Origin of the sequence: Pseudoalteromonas sp. M8 (assembly GCF_018141365.1) — a bacterium.
In the GTDB taxonomy this organism is placed as follows: Bacteria; Pseudomonadota; Gammaproteobacteria; order Enterobacterales; family Alteromonadaceae; genus Pseudoalteromonas.
The window spans coordinates 3,439,428-3,452,529 of the sequence record NZ_CP047240.1 but is presented as its reverse complement, the minus strand read 5'-3'; the positions used below and the strand labels follow the sequence as shown (position 1 = coordinate 3,452,529).

General features: G+C 42.3%; 13 protein-coding genes and 5 tRNA genes. 11 read left to right on the top strand and 7 right to left on the bottom strand.

The window, feature by feature from the left end; all coding sequences use genetic code 11:
• The first annotated feature begins 152 nt into the window (after positions 1-152).
• The 5 genes from GSF13_RS20380 to GSF13_RS20360 all read left to right on the top strand — a co-directional run bounded on the left by GSF13_RS20380 (position 153) and on the right by GSF13_RS20360 (position 742).
• Positions 153-228: transfer RNA gene (locus tag GSF13_RS20380), tRNA-Phe, on the top strand.
• Between the two features lie 63 nt (positions 229-291).
• A tRNA-Thr gene (locus GSF13_RS20375) sits at positions 292-367 on the top strand.
• A gap of 73 nt (positions 368-440) precedes the next feature.
• Positions 441-516 (top strand) — tRNA-Phe (locus GSF13_RS20370).
• 12 nt (positions 517-528) lie between these two features.
• Positions 529-604: transfer RNA gene (locus tag GSF13_RS20365), tRNA-Thr, on the top strand.
• 62 nt (positions 605-666) lie between these two features.
• Positions 667-742, top strand: a tRNA-Phe gene (locus GSF13_RS20360).
• A 107-nt stretch (positions 743-849) separates the two neighbouring features.
• Here the strand turns inward: GSF13_RS20360 and GSF13_RS20355 are convergent.
• Positions 850-2,049, bottom strand: a complete 1,200-nt coding sequence (locus tag GSF13_RS20355) for a glycerophosphodiester phosphodiesterase family protein (RefSeq protein ID WP_249122799.1) — start codon at positions 2,047-2,049, stop codon at positions 850-852.
• A gap of 98 nt (positions 2,050-2,147) precedes the next feature.
• Entirely contained in the window at positions 2,148-2,873 is a 726-nt protein-coding gene (gene cysZ / locus GSF13_RS20350) for a sulfate transporter CysZ (RefSeq protein ID WP_010606045.1), read from the bottom strand.
• A gap of 418 nt (positions 2,874-3,291) precedes the next feature.
• On the opposite strand from cysZ, the gene GSF13_RS20345 reads away from it, so the two are divergent.
• Positions 3,292-3,567: a hypothetical protein gene (locus GSF13_RS20345; RefSeq protein ID WP_010606046.1), complete on the top strand. Its 276-nt coding sequence runs from the start codon at positions 3,292-3,294 to the stop codon at positions 3,565-3,567.
• 47 nt (positions 3,568-3,614) lie between these two features.
• The gene (locus tag GSF13_RS20340; RefSeq protein WP_211866916.1) at positions 3,615-4,208 is read left to right on the top strand and encodes a CBS domain-containing protein; all 594 of its coding nucleotides are present in this window, start codon (positions 3,615-3,617) and stop codon (positions 4,206-4,208) included.
• Positions 4,209-4,311: 103 nt separating this feature from the next.
• Here GSF13_RS20340 and trmL read toward each other — a convergent pair whose 3' ends face one another.
• The gene (gene trmL / locus GSF13_RS20335; RefSeq protein ID WP_010606048.1) at positions 4,312-4,776 is read right to left on the bottom strand and encodes a tRNA (uridine(34)/cytosine(34)/5-carboxymethylaminomethyluridine(34)-2'-O)-methyltransferase TrmL; all 465 of its coding nucleotides are present in this window, start codon (positions 4,774-4,776) and stop codon (positions 4,312-4,314) included.
• A 335-nt stretch (positions 4,777-5,111) separates the two neighbouring features.
• Here trmL and GSF13_RS20330 point away from each other — a divergent pair, with 335 nt between their 5' ends.
• The gene (locus tag GSF13_RS20330) at positions 5,112-5,945 is read left to right on the top strand and encodes a cation diffusion facilitator family transporter (protein ID WP_045987716.1); all 834 of its coding nucleotides are present in this window, start codon (positions 5,112-5,114) and stop codon (positions 5,943-5,945) included.
• Here the strand turns inward: GSF13_RS20330 and GSF13_RS20325 are convergent.
• From GSF13_RS20325 to GSF13_RS20315, 3 genes are read right to left on the bottom strand one after another with little or no spacing between them, the layout of a single operon-like run.
• Complete coding sequence (locus tag GSF13_RS20325) at positions 5,897-6,859, bottom strand: alpha/beta hydrolase (protein ID WP_211866902.1); 963 nt, start codon at positions 6,857-6,859, stop codon at positions 5,897-5,899. The genes GSF13_RS20330 and GSF13_RS20325 overlap by 49 nt on opposite strands.
• Before the next feature lie 2 nt (positions 6,860-6,861).
• A complete protein-coding gene (locus GSF13_RS20320) occupies positions 6,862-8,223 on the bottom strand; it encodes an ATP-binding protein (protein ID WP_102057399.1) in 1,362 nt (453 codons plus the stop codon).
• A 3-nt stretch (positions 8,224-8,226) separates the two neighbouring features.
• On the bottom strand, positions 8,227-8,913 hold the full coding sequence (locus tag GSF13_RS20315; protein ID WP_102057398.1) for a response regulator: 687 nt from the start codon (positions 8,911-8,913) through the stop codon (positions 8,227-8,229).
• 207 nt (positions 8,914-9,120) lie between these two features.
• On the opposite strand from GSF13_RS20315, the gene GSF13_RS20310 reads away from it, so the two are divergent.
• Positions 9,121-9,582 (top strand): Spy/CpxP family protein refolding chaperone, encoded by a 462-nt coding sequence (locus tag GSF13_RS20310; RefSeq protein ID WP_102057397.1) that lies wholly within the window; start codon positions 9,121-9,123, stop codon positions 9,580-9,582.
• Between the two features lie 366 nt (positions 9,583-9,948).
• Complete coding sequence (locus tag GSF13_RS20305; RefSeq protein ID WP_010606054.1) at positions 9,949-10,257, top strand: helix-turn-helix transcriptional regulator; 309 nt, start codon at positions 9,949-9,951, stop codon at positions 10,255-10,257.
• Positions 10,258-10,337: 80 nt separating this feature from the next.
• On the opposite strand, the gene yacG is transcribed toward GSF13_RS20305, so the two are convergent.
• A complete protein-coding gene (yacG, locus tag GSF13_RS20300) occupies positions 10,338-10,580 on the bottom strand; it encodes a DNA gyrase inhibitor YacG (RefSeq protein WP_029215840.1) in 243 nt (80 codons plus the stop codon).
• A 153-nt stretch (positions 10,581-10,733) separates the two neighbouring features.
• Here yacG and GSF13_RS20295 point away from each other — a divergent pair, with 153 nt between their 5' ends.
• Positions 10,734-13,064, top strand: a complete 2,331-nt coding sequence (locus GSF13_RS20295) for an ATP-binding protein (RefSeq protein WP_211866900.1) — start codon at positions 10,734-10,736, stop codon at positions 13,062-13,064.
• Positions 13,065-13,102 lie beyond the last annotated feature (38 nt).

Genomic DNA, 13,102 nt, shown 5'->3' with positions numbered 1-13,102 from the left:
AAGTCGATAAATACAGTAAAACATGGCTAGCCGGGTGTTTTTTCATCGAAAAAGCGGTATTTTAACCGCTTTGTCTGAAAACTGTGCAAACGATAAATGTATTTAAAAAAAGGGTTGACTTAGAACCGCAAAACCCGTTTAATACGCCGCACGCCCAGATAGCTCAGTCGGTAGAGCAGAGGATTGAAAATCCTCGTGTCGGTGGTTCGATTCCGCCTCTGGGCACCAGATTAAAATCATTGCATTAGCAATGTGGTGCATGCAGAAACTGCATGGTACACGAATTAGTGTGCCGACTTAGCTCAGTTGGTAGAGCAACTGACTTGTAATCAGTAGGTCATCCGTTCGACTCGGATAGTCGGCACCATTTAATTTAGGCGTCAGCCAATAATTTCTAGTTAGCTTAGTAAGAAGAGTTTCCTAGACATTAAAAAAGATTTGCCCAGATAGCTCAGTCGGTAGAGCAGAGGATTGAAAATCCTCGTGTCGGTGGTTCGATTCCGCCTCTGGGCACCAATAATTTAGTGTGCCGACTTAGCTCAGTTGGTAGAGCAACTGACTTGTAATCAGTAGGTCATCCGTTCGACTCGGATAGTCGGCACCACTTTATTTAGGCGTTAGCCTGTGTTTTCTAGATAGCTTAGTTATTTAGATACTAAAAAATTTGCCCAGATAGCTCAGTCGGTAGAGCAGAGGATTGAAAATCCTCGTGTCGGTGGTTCGATTCCGCCTCTGGGCACCATCCTTTAAAAAGCCTCGCAATTGCGAGGCTTTTTGCTTTCTGGCATTTGCAAACCATAACTTAGTGCGGGATTCTACCTACACTAAGCTACAACTCTTATTAGCCTATCACTCAATTCCCATGCAGCTGGCGTAAAAGCTGGTAGTCGCAGGCCAGTCACTAAATACAGCAACTACGCCAACTTGTTTTGCCAATATGTCCAACACCCTAAGTATATCGCCATCATGCTTAACTGCGTTTTTTACAGATTGATAATACCAACCGCCGCCGTTCGTTAAAGGGCCTGAGCGCTCTAAAGACCAAGCAACTATCTTTAATCCTGCACGTTTAGCGGCTAGGGCGTACTGCGACGGAATGATATCGCCGTTTTTATCTTCGCTAATTAACATCCAAATTGGTGGGGCGATAATTTTTACCTTATTTTTGGCTAAGTCTTCCATTGACGGTTGCCAAGTACTTGGTTTGTTAATATCAAAATGTTCGCCAGCTTCTCTACCATCAAGAAATACGGCATGGTTTGCAAACTCTGGTGCATGCTTTATCCAGTACTGAATATCTTGGTAAGAAAAGGATTGTGGAAAAACTTGAGATGGGGGGACATTGTGCTCAGTATATTCGTCTAACATTTTTTGTGCGAGCTGGTTTTGGCTTAACCCATTAAATGGCATTGGCACTTCTGGTGTTTTTAACTCAGGAGTCATATTTACACCAAGTTGCTTAAATAAAACAATGCTTTCACTGTGGGTCATTAAGGTTCCAGAACTGGCATAAAGATCTGTACGCCAATTGGGAGTGCCTTTGACAAACTCTGCTACTGTGGTTGCTTGAGTATTCACACCATCCATTTTTCCTTTTAGTTGCTTGAATTCTGCTAAGGTAATGTCTGAGGTGCAGCATTGAGCAGACGCAAGTTTACCAGAGTCTGGATCCGCTGGTGTGAAGGGTTGTCTACACGTGCTAGCAAGCTTAGGTTGTAACAAGATATCGGTTGTCGCATGAAGGTCACATTGTGCATGGCGGCAAACGAGAGTCTTGTCTTTCGTAAAAGTAACATCACATTCGAGCGTGCCTGCTCCCATTTTTGCGGCGGCAATGTATGATTCTTTGGTGTGCTCAGGGTAGAAAAGTGGTGCACCGCGATGTCCAATGGAAAAACGTGTGCGCTTGATTGGTTTATCTAAACAGCTTGCAAGCTTTTCCTTAAGCTCACCGTCTGGAAGTTGCGAGACTAAAAATTGAGTCCGTGTACCGACATCAAACTGCTTTGTTGCCTGGCATCCCGTTAGCGTAACCACCAACCACGTCATCCATATTATTTGGCGCATACCTGCCTCATTCTAACAAAGCGTAAAAGGCGTAAGTAAATCATGGAATTTTTACAGTCCGATGTCATACCTCAATTTGTTTAACGATATTGTTGACGATAGTTCTCTACCCACAATTTAGTGGCGCCACAAACGGCAACGGGCATCACTATGAGGTTAACAAATGGGATTGAGGTTAGTACAAACACCGCAAAGCCAAAGCCATAAGACAGCCCTTGTTTACTCTTCAAATCATCTTTCATTTGCTTGAAATGAATTTTATGGTTATCAAACGGATAATCATTGTATTGCACGCTGTACATCCAACACGTAAACATAATCCATAAAATTTGCCCAACGATAGGCAGCATCCAAAGTAAGATGAAAAAGCCGAGTGCACGTGGAAGGTAGTAGCAGAGTTTGGTCCATTCTCGACCTAACATTCGCGGCACATCTTTTATGGTATCAATTAACTTATCATCATTGATATGTTGGTTGGTCAGGTAAAGTTCTACTTTTTCGGAGAGTAAGCCATTGAAAGGTGCAGCAATAAAGTTGGTTATCACCGTGAAAATCATACTATAACTGAAAAGTATCACTAAGATAGCAATGGGCCACATTAGCCATTCCAGCCAACTGAGCCAATCTGGTAATAATCCGTTGAGATAAGTAAATCCTTGAGTCAGCCAGTCATAAAGAAAAAAGAGTGATGCACCAAATAGCAGTACATTGATTGTTAAAGGAATAAATACAAAGCGTTTTAATCCTTTTTGGGTGATTAAAGAAAAACCAGCAATAAAGTACTCGATACCGCGTGATAGTTGCACTGTACACCTCGTGTTGTAATACCAATTAGTCTTAATACTTGCTCAATTTGAAGGAGCAAATCTGACGCTAACTGCGTTAAAAATTTCTCATTTAAAACAAATAAATAGTAAAGTTTTCGCCTGGTTATCGACAAGGTTTTCTCGCCCCAAAATAGCTCACTTAATTAAGCAAATTGGTATGATTTAATTCTTTTGATTTAAGGCACATATCAAAAATGTCAGCGTTAGTATAACGCTAAACAGCGCGCCACAAACAGGAGATTAGTAACAATTCATCTCAGCTCACACAGTGCCTGAGTGTGCGTATGAAAATTAACCTTAGTATATTTAGAAGCTTAGTAAATAGATTAGAAATAATACTTGTAAACGCAAGAAACTGCCCATACACTCAAAGTAAGGCAGTAGAAGTGAGAATACTATGCGGTTAATTCGTTGGATGATTACATTTTGTATGTTGAGTCTGTTGACAGTGTCAACGGCCGATGCTGCTAAATGTGATACCACGCTTTCAATCGCGCCTATCGTTGTTGACCTAGACAATTCGAACTCCAGCCCTGATTTAGATGATTGCGTTGTATCAACAACCCATCGTTTCGTGGTTGCTAGTAGCTTTATCATAGCGCAATCGCAACCCACCTATTCTTATTCAAACTCAGTATGTGAGTCTATTAGAGCACCACCTGTCGCAAATTAATTTAGTCCTTTTCCGTGCTTAATTAATTTTAAAGATAGAGGTGATCTATGAACACTTACACAGTATTGAAAACTCAACCTGTTGCAAATTATGAACTTGCTGAAAATAACTTCCCAGCTTGTAACACTGACAACCTAGAGCAAGCGCCAGCACATTGCCTAATGCACAATCTACATTTAGCACCTATGCAGCATATTGATGAAAACAGTAGCATAGATGAAGCTACGTTAGTGCTGGATAAAACGCACCGCAGAGCAAGCTTTGTCGTTGATAGCAAAGAAAAGCTTATTGGTATGATCTCTAATGCAAGAATTGGCAGTCGCTACGTGTTGAGTATTGCAGAAAGACGCGGTTGTACAAGACGTGATTTAAACGTCAATGATGTCATGATCCCACTATCAGATCTTCGTCAAATCACCTTAAAACAAACTAGCCAAACTGTGGTTGGCAATGTGCTAAAAACAATGGAAGAAGGTGGCTTCGAGTTTTTACTTGTTATTGATGAAGTGACTCAGCATCCAGTCGGTTATTTTGACCTAATCGATATGATGAAAGCCTGTGGACGTGCAGTAAATTCAATGAAACCAGCAAATAAATTCAGTGATATTGTTGGTACGATTTTGCACCACGCAGAAATTTAAAAGAATCCCTATAGTTAATGTAAATTAAAGTTAGCAAGGCGTCGTAAGGCGCCTTTTTTGTGCCTCAAGTTTGCTCCTATGCAGCAGAGGCTAGGCGCTATTTTTACTTTGCGCCAGCAAACCCAAGTTGTCGCCAAGACTCATAGACAAAAACGGAAACAGCATTAGATAGGTTCATACTGCGACTATCGGGGCGCATTGGAATGCGGACTCGCTGAGGCTCAGGCAGTGAAAAAATAATGTCTTCTGGCAAACCACGAGTTTCAGGGCCAAACAATAGGCAGTCACCTGCTTCATAGGCTACTTCATGATGGTATTTGCTACCTTTTGTCGTGCAAGCAAATACTCGCTTTGGATTTCGTTTGGCTAAGTATGCTTCAAAGTTTGGGTGGCGCTCTACTTCGCTAAATTCATGATAATCAAGGCCTGCACGTCTTACCCGTTTATCATCCCATTCAAATCCTAGCGGCTCTATCAGGTGTAGTGAATATCCTGTATTGGCACACAAACGAATAATATTGCCGGTATTAGGCGGGATCTCGGGTTGGTATAAAACGATATCTAACATGATAGGCCTCAATTAAATTTTGCCCGGCAGTATAGCTGATACTTGTCGACATTTATATGTGCTGCGTTCGATAGAGCGAAATCCATTACCCAGTTTTTAAAGTACGACTGTTGAGAAAAACTATACAACCGTAATCTGTTTTTCATTTCAAAGCATTACCCTGTAATATAACAGCATCGCGATGCCGTGGCATTTTGCGAGTGGTTTGACGACTAATCATTTCAGTTAGCCAAACGTCAGATTAAATAATATGAAGAAATGAGGTGCCAGTGGATCGCAGCTATGAGTTTTGGGTTAGGTTTTCAAGTGTCTTTACCATCATAATGGTGGGATTGATGATCGCAGCTAAGTGTTGGGCTTGGCTGTCTTCAGGTAGTGCCGCTATGCTCGGTTCTTTAACTGATTCACTGCTTGATATTAGCGCCTCTTTAATGAATTTCTTTGTACTGAGCTACGCACTGCGTCCTGCGGACGATGATCATCGATTTGGTCATGGAAAGGCAGAAGCATTAGCTGGGCTTGGACAAGCGGCCTTTATCGCGGGCTCTGCGAGTTTATTGGCTTTTCATGGCGTAGAGCGCATTATCAATCCAACCCAAATTCCACATTCGTTGTTTGGTGTGTGGGTGAGTTTATTTGCGATAGTTTGTACTTTGTTGGTGGTTGCGGTGCAGTATCAAGTCGTTAAACGCACGCAGTCCATCGCCATTAAGGCCGACTCGTTACATTATAAGGGCGATATTTTATTAAACCTCGCGGTGCTCCTAGCGGTATTGCTTAACTTTTATGGTGTAGGTTACGCCGATCCGATTTTTGGTATTTTGGTGGCGATGTATTTACTTTATAACAGTTGGGATATTGCCAAGGAAAGTGCTGCGCACTTAATGGATAAAGAGCTGCCAGATGAAGAAAAAGCACAGATCATACTTATCGCGTCGAGTCATGAGGACGTTTATGGAGTACATGATTTGCGTACCAGGCAAGGTGGCAAAATCAAGTTTATTCAACTGCATCTAGAGCTTGATGATGATATGCCGCTAATGCGAGCGCATCAGGTTGCGGATGAGGTGGTTGCTAGCATTAAAGAAGAGTTTGATTGTGAGATGGACGTGCTTATCCATCAAGACCCAGTTTCTTTAGCGCTAAGTAGCTCGGCTGTAAACGCATAAAAATCATCTAGCACGGCTTTGCGGGTATTATCTTGCTCGCAAAGTAGTTCGTGTTTCCCGATAAACTCTGTAACTGTCACATTGTCTCTGTGCGCGGCAAATTGACTTTGCGCCTGATTATCAACAATGCTGTCTTCACTGGCTGTCGCGATACGGATTGGCAGATCTAGCTTAATATCTTGAAACGAGCGGCATTTATGTAGAGCCGTGTATAACCAAGCAAAGCTAACACCACCGAGTTGTAGCTCGGGAAATTGATCGTACAAACCTCTAAATAGCGCATATCTAATTGGACAATCAGTAAGGTCATTATCTTGAAAAGGTTTGTTGTGGTAGTGCACCTGTCCCAATGCATAATGCTTACCTAGTCCAAATAAACAAGCTGAGCCCGCAAGTCCCTCGGCAAACCAAGTCGGGTAGGGAGTCGTATTGATCCCAAGCATCGGGGCTGATAAATAGACTCCCTCTATGTTATGAGGCGCAAATAATGTTAAATAATCGCAGGTAATGGCACCGCCCATTGAATGTGCCAATATAAAAAGTGGCAAGGTGTTCTGCTTGGCAACGATTTGATCCATAAAGCAGTGCAGCGTTGCAGCATAATCTTCAAAGCGTCTAACATAGCCGATTTGCTTATCTTTAAGTAATCGCGGCGAGTAGCCTTGTCCTGGATGGTCATAGGTAAATACCGCTATGTTGTTTTGCGCAAACTCCCACAGCAATTCTCTGTATTTATGAGCAGACTCAATACGGCCATTAACCAACACCAGGCTGAACGTTGCCCTTTCTGGAATGTGGTAGGCGTAAAATAGCCTACCATGAGGGGTATCAAAAAAGCCTTTTTGGCAGCCTTGCCAGTGCTCATCAATTTCCGGAAGGTGTGATTCAAGTTGCTGACTTTGGCTATAAAACATGGCTACCTGTGTAATGGAATTCGAATGCTGACTTGCAAACCAACATTATTACTAAATTCGATATGGGCATCATGTACTTTTAACGCGTGCTGCGCAATGGCAAGACCCAGCCCAAACCCGCCCATTTGATTTTTGCTTGGCGTACGTGCGCTCGACACTCTGAAAAATGGAATGCAAAGCTTGTCGAGCATGTCTTCACTTACGCCTTTACCATCATCACTGATAGTGCATAGCAACTGATTACCGTCACTCTCAATATCGACATTAATAAGGCTAGTCGCATACTTAATTGCGTTACGAATAATGTTTTCGAATGCGCGGTTAAGTAGCATTGGGTCGCCATAAAGTGTTGCCTCGGGTAGTGCTGTGACGACAAGGTCCTTCCCTAATTGTTGTGCCTCAAACAGTGCATCTTCCAATATCGGGTCGAGCAGCTCATTGAACTTAATTATCTGCTTATCGATTGGCACTTGATCCGCTTCGAGCTTAGATAAATGCAAAATATCGCTGAGCATATTTTCAACTAACTGAGCTTCACGTTCAATGCGCTCGATATAACTTTGGCTTTGCGCTGTGGCATGGCCTGCAGCGAGGCCTGTGGCCATTTGTAAGCGGGTGAGCGGTGAGCGTAGTTCATGGGATATATCAGCAAGCAAGCGTTTTTGATTGTTAACTAAAGACTCTAATTTATCAGCCATTAAGTTAAAATCATGACCCAGTTGACCGAGCTCGTCTTGGCGCTTGGTATTTATATCGGCTCTGCTCGACAATTCTCCACGGGAAAGTTTTGCAGCGGCTTTTTGTAGCTCTTTAATTGGCGACAATAGATCTCGAGTAAACCAAAAACACAGTAATAAGCTTGCGCCTAGCACGACCGCGATTTTTACCCAAAGCGGTAGGGTTCTTAATTTGATGAGTGCACTTGGGGTATGGTTTTCAAAAATTAAATAAAGACGATAACTTTCACCTTGAAGTGTAAGTTCTAGGGGGCCAAAAGCCTTGTACTCTGGGGTAAAAATAGCGACCGGTTTGGCATCTTCGGTAAAGCTGAGTAAATCTAAATTCAGCGTTTTTATATTGGGATCGGCGGCAACGCTTTTTTCTGCATCGCGGTGGCTCAAGTAGATATTTCGAGCCTTTCTTTTACGCAGTTTGGCAACCTTATTCAACTCAAAGTTGGGGCGCTCGCTTGCGCGTATTAACGCTTGTTCTAATTGTTTTAGATTTTGCAGCATGGGTTTTGAGATGCGGTGAGTTTCTACAACATCAGGTTGTAGCATGCTGATCCCAAGCAACAACAACATAGTGGCAATGATAGTGAGCCAAAACCAGGCAAAAACCTTAACAAGTAAGTACCGCTTCATTCATTACGCCTTTAGGAAAATATAGCCAGCGCCGCGGATCGTTTTGATATAAGTGTGTTCACTTAATGCGGCAATTTTCTTGCGAACGTTAGAGACATGCATATCGATAGAGCGATCATAAGGCACGAGTGGCCGGCCTAATACTTGTCGTGAAATTGTCTGCTTGTCGACCACTTCTCCTGCAGTTCTGACCAGCAAGTGTAGTACCTCGTATTCGGTGCCCGTCAGCGACAGCACCTCGCCATTAACAGTAGCGCTTCTCGAAGCAACATCTAAACGCAGCTGGTGGATAGTAAAGGTATCATCCGGGCTGTGTTGTTTATAATGATCGACGCGACGGGTAATAGCTTTAACGCGTGCGAGTAGTTCGCGGTGGTTAAACGGTTTTGGAATATAATCGTCAGCACCTAGCTCCAAACCAAAGATGCGGTCAAAGTCATCGCCTTTTGCCGTTAGCATAATAACAGGTGTCATCTTCTGGACACGTAACGCCTTTAGTACTTCAAAACCATCCATTTCGGGAAGCATTACGTCTAACAATATCAGGTCGAAATTTTGCTTTAATGCCAGCTGTAGACCTTCTGTTCCTGTGTGGGCCATCGCCACTTCAAAGCCTTCTGCAGTAAAGTATTCTTTTAACAGGCTGCAAAGTTCTTGGTCATCATCAATAAGTAAAATGGAATGTTTCATTGTCATACTTAGTCCAGCATTGTTGATTGGCGTTGGCCTGAATAGTTCGGCTCTAGCATATTACACCTTACTTCAACGCCTTATGTAAATTGCCTTTGCTTTTTTTTGCAAAGCACTGACAAAACTTTACCTCTGTCTGACGTTCCTTTTCTTTGTGCTTGCTAAATTTGGAAGTGACAAAGCAATGGCGAACAAGGAGCCAATACCATGAAATTACTATCTACTTTAGCATTAGTTACAGCACTTGGTGTATCGACTTTTAGCTTCACTGCAAACGCGGGACCTATGGGCGGGCAGCTTGAGCACTCAGCAAGGTTGCTACTATCTGATAAAGGCCAGAAGTTATTAGAGCTAACAGAAGCGCAGCAAGACCAACTAAAGACAATTTATGCGGATTACAAAACTGCAAAAAAAGCGCTAAAAGAAAGCGGGAAAGAAGCACATTCAACTTATCGTGAAGAAATGAAAGCACTTATGGCAGCCCCAGCCTTTGATAAGGTTCAAGCGCAACTTTTACTGGAAAAAGGCCAAGATAAAAAGCAAGCGTGGGCGCTACTTTCAATGGAAACTCGTCACAAAGTATTCCATGTATTGAATGAAGAGCAGCGCGATAAGCTCCAAGCACTTAAGTCACGTCGTAGCCACAAAGGCCATAAAAAAGCAAATTAAGTCTTTCTAACTTAGTCCTTACCTTCCCAGTAAGGACCTTATCATTTTCAAGCCTTTGTCACCTTCCTATAAAATGAGAGCTTGTATTCCAGATTGATGTAGAGAACTGACTCCTTGGAATCAGTGTATAAAATATTACAACGGTTTGTACTGGTTTAAGTTACATGTTGATAACATGTTTGCGTTGTGATATTTTTCGATTAAGAGTACATCTAGCAAGTCTGCGGACAACTCTTTGAAATAGTGTCGAATTGAAAAATTCTTAATTTACGCGCACAAACTTTCCAATAACTTTTGCTTTCTTCTGAGTAACTAAGGGTATTCTTTGTTGTTGGCTGTTTGTTACTAGGTATCACTGAGGGAGACATGCAGACACCTGAAGAATACGAGGTGACACTTAGGATCCGAGAACTGCTAAAAGAACTCAAAAAGCGTAAAGGCTATACTAAAAAAACCATTAGCCAGAAGCTCGGAATAGGTCTCACCACACTAGACGACTATCTTAACGGAACAAGCTCATTTCGCTTAGGTACCTTAATTAAATTGTCGGAAATTTGTCGGATCCAATTAAGTGATATTTTGGAAGGAGCAGGGCATATTGCTAAAACTTACCAAAATGAAGTGAGAAGTTCAGAGTCAAAGACGGAAGAAGAGCAAGTAGAACAAGGTGACTAGTGATTTTACTGTGCTTGGTTTTTGCTTTTCTAAGCAAGTAGTTATGAGTGAGTAAAGGCCGAGATACTCGGCCTATAGATTTATTCTTTAAAAAAGTTTTCGTTGTTTTTTGCCAGCATCGCTTCTATATCTTCAATCAAACTTTCCGCATCTTGAGGCGTAAGTTCACCACTTTTCATCGGTGTAGAAATCGTATTTGATTCGTCAGACCAATCACCTAAATCAATTAATTGACAGCGTTTTGAGCAGAACGGACGAAATGGACTTTTATCCGACCATTCAACAGCCTGTTGGCAGGTTGGACACTTTACTGTGGTTGTCATAATACACTTACTTTTTACTTCGTGATTGTGTAAGTCTAATCGCATTTTATCGCTTTGTGAACTGAACGCATATCTACTCTGAACAGCTTGCATGCTAGGTGGGGATCCGTGATAGGATGGTAAAGCTAGGTAAAAGGAGAGGATGTATAAAAGGTGGAGAAGTTCGAAGCAACACTAGACAATTGTCATAAAGAGCCAATTCATATTCCAGGTTCAATTCAGCCGCATGGCTATTTATTGCTATTCGACACCAACACATTAACACTACGCTACTTTAGCGAAAATTTTGCCGAACTTGTAGGGCTTGAGCCTAGCGCTTTAGTCAATACTCATGCTGAAACGATTTTTGAGTCTCCTTTTTTTGAGTTGTTAGCCAGTAATGCTAACTCCTCTGAAATCCATCGTTTGAATCCGATGACGGCCACCATAAAAACCAAGGATGCAAAGTGGGTTGAACTTTCTGTAGTTGCAAGTCAAAACGAAGCTGGTCTCATTTTAGAGCTTGAGCAAAACACGGCGCAAGGCGTTGAAATCAATCATTCAATGCAACACCTTATGAAGCACTCACTGTCTAGTATGGTTGACTCTCAATCTTTACAAGCTTCGTTCGAGATGGCTGTGGAAGAAATTAGAGAGTTAACGCAATTTGACAGGGTGATGCTGTATAAATTTGATCACGAGTATAATGGTGAGGTGGTCGCAGAATCGAAGCGTAATGATCTTAATTCCTTTTTAAACCAACATTTTCCTGAGTCTGACATTCCAAAGCAAGCAAGAGCGCTATATTTAAGAAACCCTATTCGTTTGCTTGCTGATGTTGACAGTGAAAATTCACTGCTTTATCCGCAAGATAAGCCAATTGACTTAAGTGCCTGTATTTTACGTAGTGTTTCGCCAATTCACTGCCAATATTTACGCAATATGGGTGTTCAGGCAACCATGTCTATCAGCATTATCGTTGCTGGTAAGCTTTGGGGGCTGATTGCCTGCCACCACTACGAAAAGCACGTAGTGCCATTTAACATCCGTGAAGTCGCTCAGTATATGGGGCTGATGCTATCTTACTTAATTTCTCTTAAAATTTCGTCTTTAGAAGCAATGGCAGAAGCCAAAGCCCTGACATTGAGCTCGTCTGTTACTGAGCGTATGGCAAAAGAGATCTTTTTTGTAGATGGCCTGCGCTATGAATCCGCGGCATTGCAAGAAATGATGAAATCCAGCGGTGTTGCGTGGCGTGTTGAAAGTGATTTGGAGTGCTACGGGCAAACTCCTGCAAAGGCGGATATTGAGAGTATCTACCGCTGGCTTGCGGAGCATCAACTTGGTGATGACTCCATTTTTTATTGTCATAGCTTAGGTGAACTTAACGAAACATTTAAAACATTTGCGAAAACGGCGAGTGGCGTGCTATTGATGCCACTTTCTGCGGATGCTAATCACTTTATTATGTGGTTTAGAAAGGAAGTTATTCAAACCAAAAACTGGGGAGGGAAGCCTGAAAAATCCATTGAGTTTTTGGATGATGGTAGCCACCGTTTAATGCCGCGTAGTTCGTTTAAGTTGTGGGTCGAGAATGTTAAGTGCAAATCTCACCCTTGGACGGAAGCTGAAGTAAGTTGTGCATTGAAGTTTCGTAATACGTTGGTTAATTATGTGCTGGCTAAATCTGAGCGATATAAAAAGCTTAACGCAATTCTAGAGCAAAAAGTTACCAAGCGTACCGAGGCGTTGGAAAATGAGATCACTTCGCGTCGTACTGCTGAGCAATTACTGACGATAGCACTTGAAAAAGCACATGAGTCGAATCAAGAGCTGGAGCGTTTTGCCTTTTTAGCATCCCATGATCTACAAGAGCCGCTTAGAAAAATCCAAATGTTCGGTGATCGGATCCAATGCTCTGCAGAGGGACTAAATGAAAGACATGCGTCCTACCTTAAGCGTATGATGGATTCTGCGGAGCGAATGCAAAAGTTGATCAAAGGGCTACTAAGTTTTTCACGGATTGACCGTAAAGGTGAGTCATTTAAATCATTTGATGGCGATAATGCGTTAGCTGAAACCTTACTGGATCTTGAGTTAGTGATTAAAGAGTCAAACGCTCAAGTGGATACCACAGGGCTTGGTGATGTTTTTGGAGACCGTAGGCAGTTGCAACGCGTGCTGCTAAACTTAATCAATAATGGGATTAAATTTAGTGCGCCAGAAAGAACGCCGCGGGTCTCGATTAGCAGCGAACGTAAAGCAAATGAACTGATCGTTGCCGTTAAGGATAACGGGATTGGTTTTGATCCTGAATTTAGTGAGCAGATCTTCAATCTTTTTGAAAGATTACATGGTCGTAGCGCATATGCCGGTACAGGACTTGGACTTGCTATTTGTAAAAAAATCGTCGAAAGACACCATGGTCGCATATGGGTCGAAACGGAAGTAGGGAGAGGCTCTACTTTCTATTTTAGCTTGCCGATTTCGGCGCAAGAGAGTTAACTTAGCTGTAGAACCATTGATGCGGTTCTGATATCAGC

Coding starts and splice junctions, on each gene's coding strand:
- GSF13_RS20355 (WP_249122799.1), bottom strand. CDS start 2,049: ATGACGTGGTTGGTGGTTACGCTAACGGGATGCCAGGCAACAAAGCAG.
- GSF13_RS20345 (WP_010606046.1), top strand. CDS start 3,292: ATGCGGTTAATTCGTTGGATGATTACATTTTGTATGTTGAGTCTGTTG.
- GSF13_RS20340 (WP_211866916.1), top strand. CDS start 3,615: ATGAACACTTACACAGTATTGAAAACTCAACCTGTTGCAAATTATGAA.
- trmL (WP_010606048.1), bottom strand. CDS start 4,776: ATGTTAGATATCGTTTTATACCAACCCGAGATCCCGCCTAATACCGGC.
- GSF13_RS20330 (WP_045987716.1), top strand. CDS start 5,112: ATGATCGCAGCTAAGTGTTGGGCTTGGCTGTCTTCAGGTAGTGCCGCT.
- GSF13_RS20325 (WP_211866902.1), bottom strand. CDS start 6,859: ATGTTTTATAGCCAAAGTCAGCAACTTGAATCACACCTTCCGGAAATT.
- GSF13_RS20320 (WP_102057399.1), bottom strand. CDS start 8,223: ATGAAGCGGTACTTACTTGTTAAGGTTTTTGCCTGGTTTTGGCTCACT.
- GSF13_RS20315 (WP_102057398.1), bottom strand. CDS start 8,913: ATGAAACATTCCATTTTACTTATTGATGATGACCAAGAACTTTGCAGC.
- GSF13_RS20310 (WP_102057397.1), top strand. CDS start 9,121: ATGAAATTACTATCTACTTTAGCATTAGTTACAGCACTTGGTGTATCG.
- GSF13_RS20305 (WP_010606054.1), top strand. CDS start 9,949: ATGCAGACACCTGAAGAATACGAGGTGACACTTAGGATCCGAGAACTG.
- yacG (WP_029215840.1), bottom strand. CDS start 10,580: ATGACAACCACAGTAAAGTGTCCAACCTGCCAACAGGCTGTTGAATGG.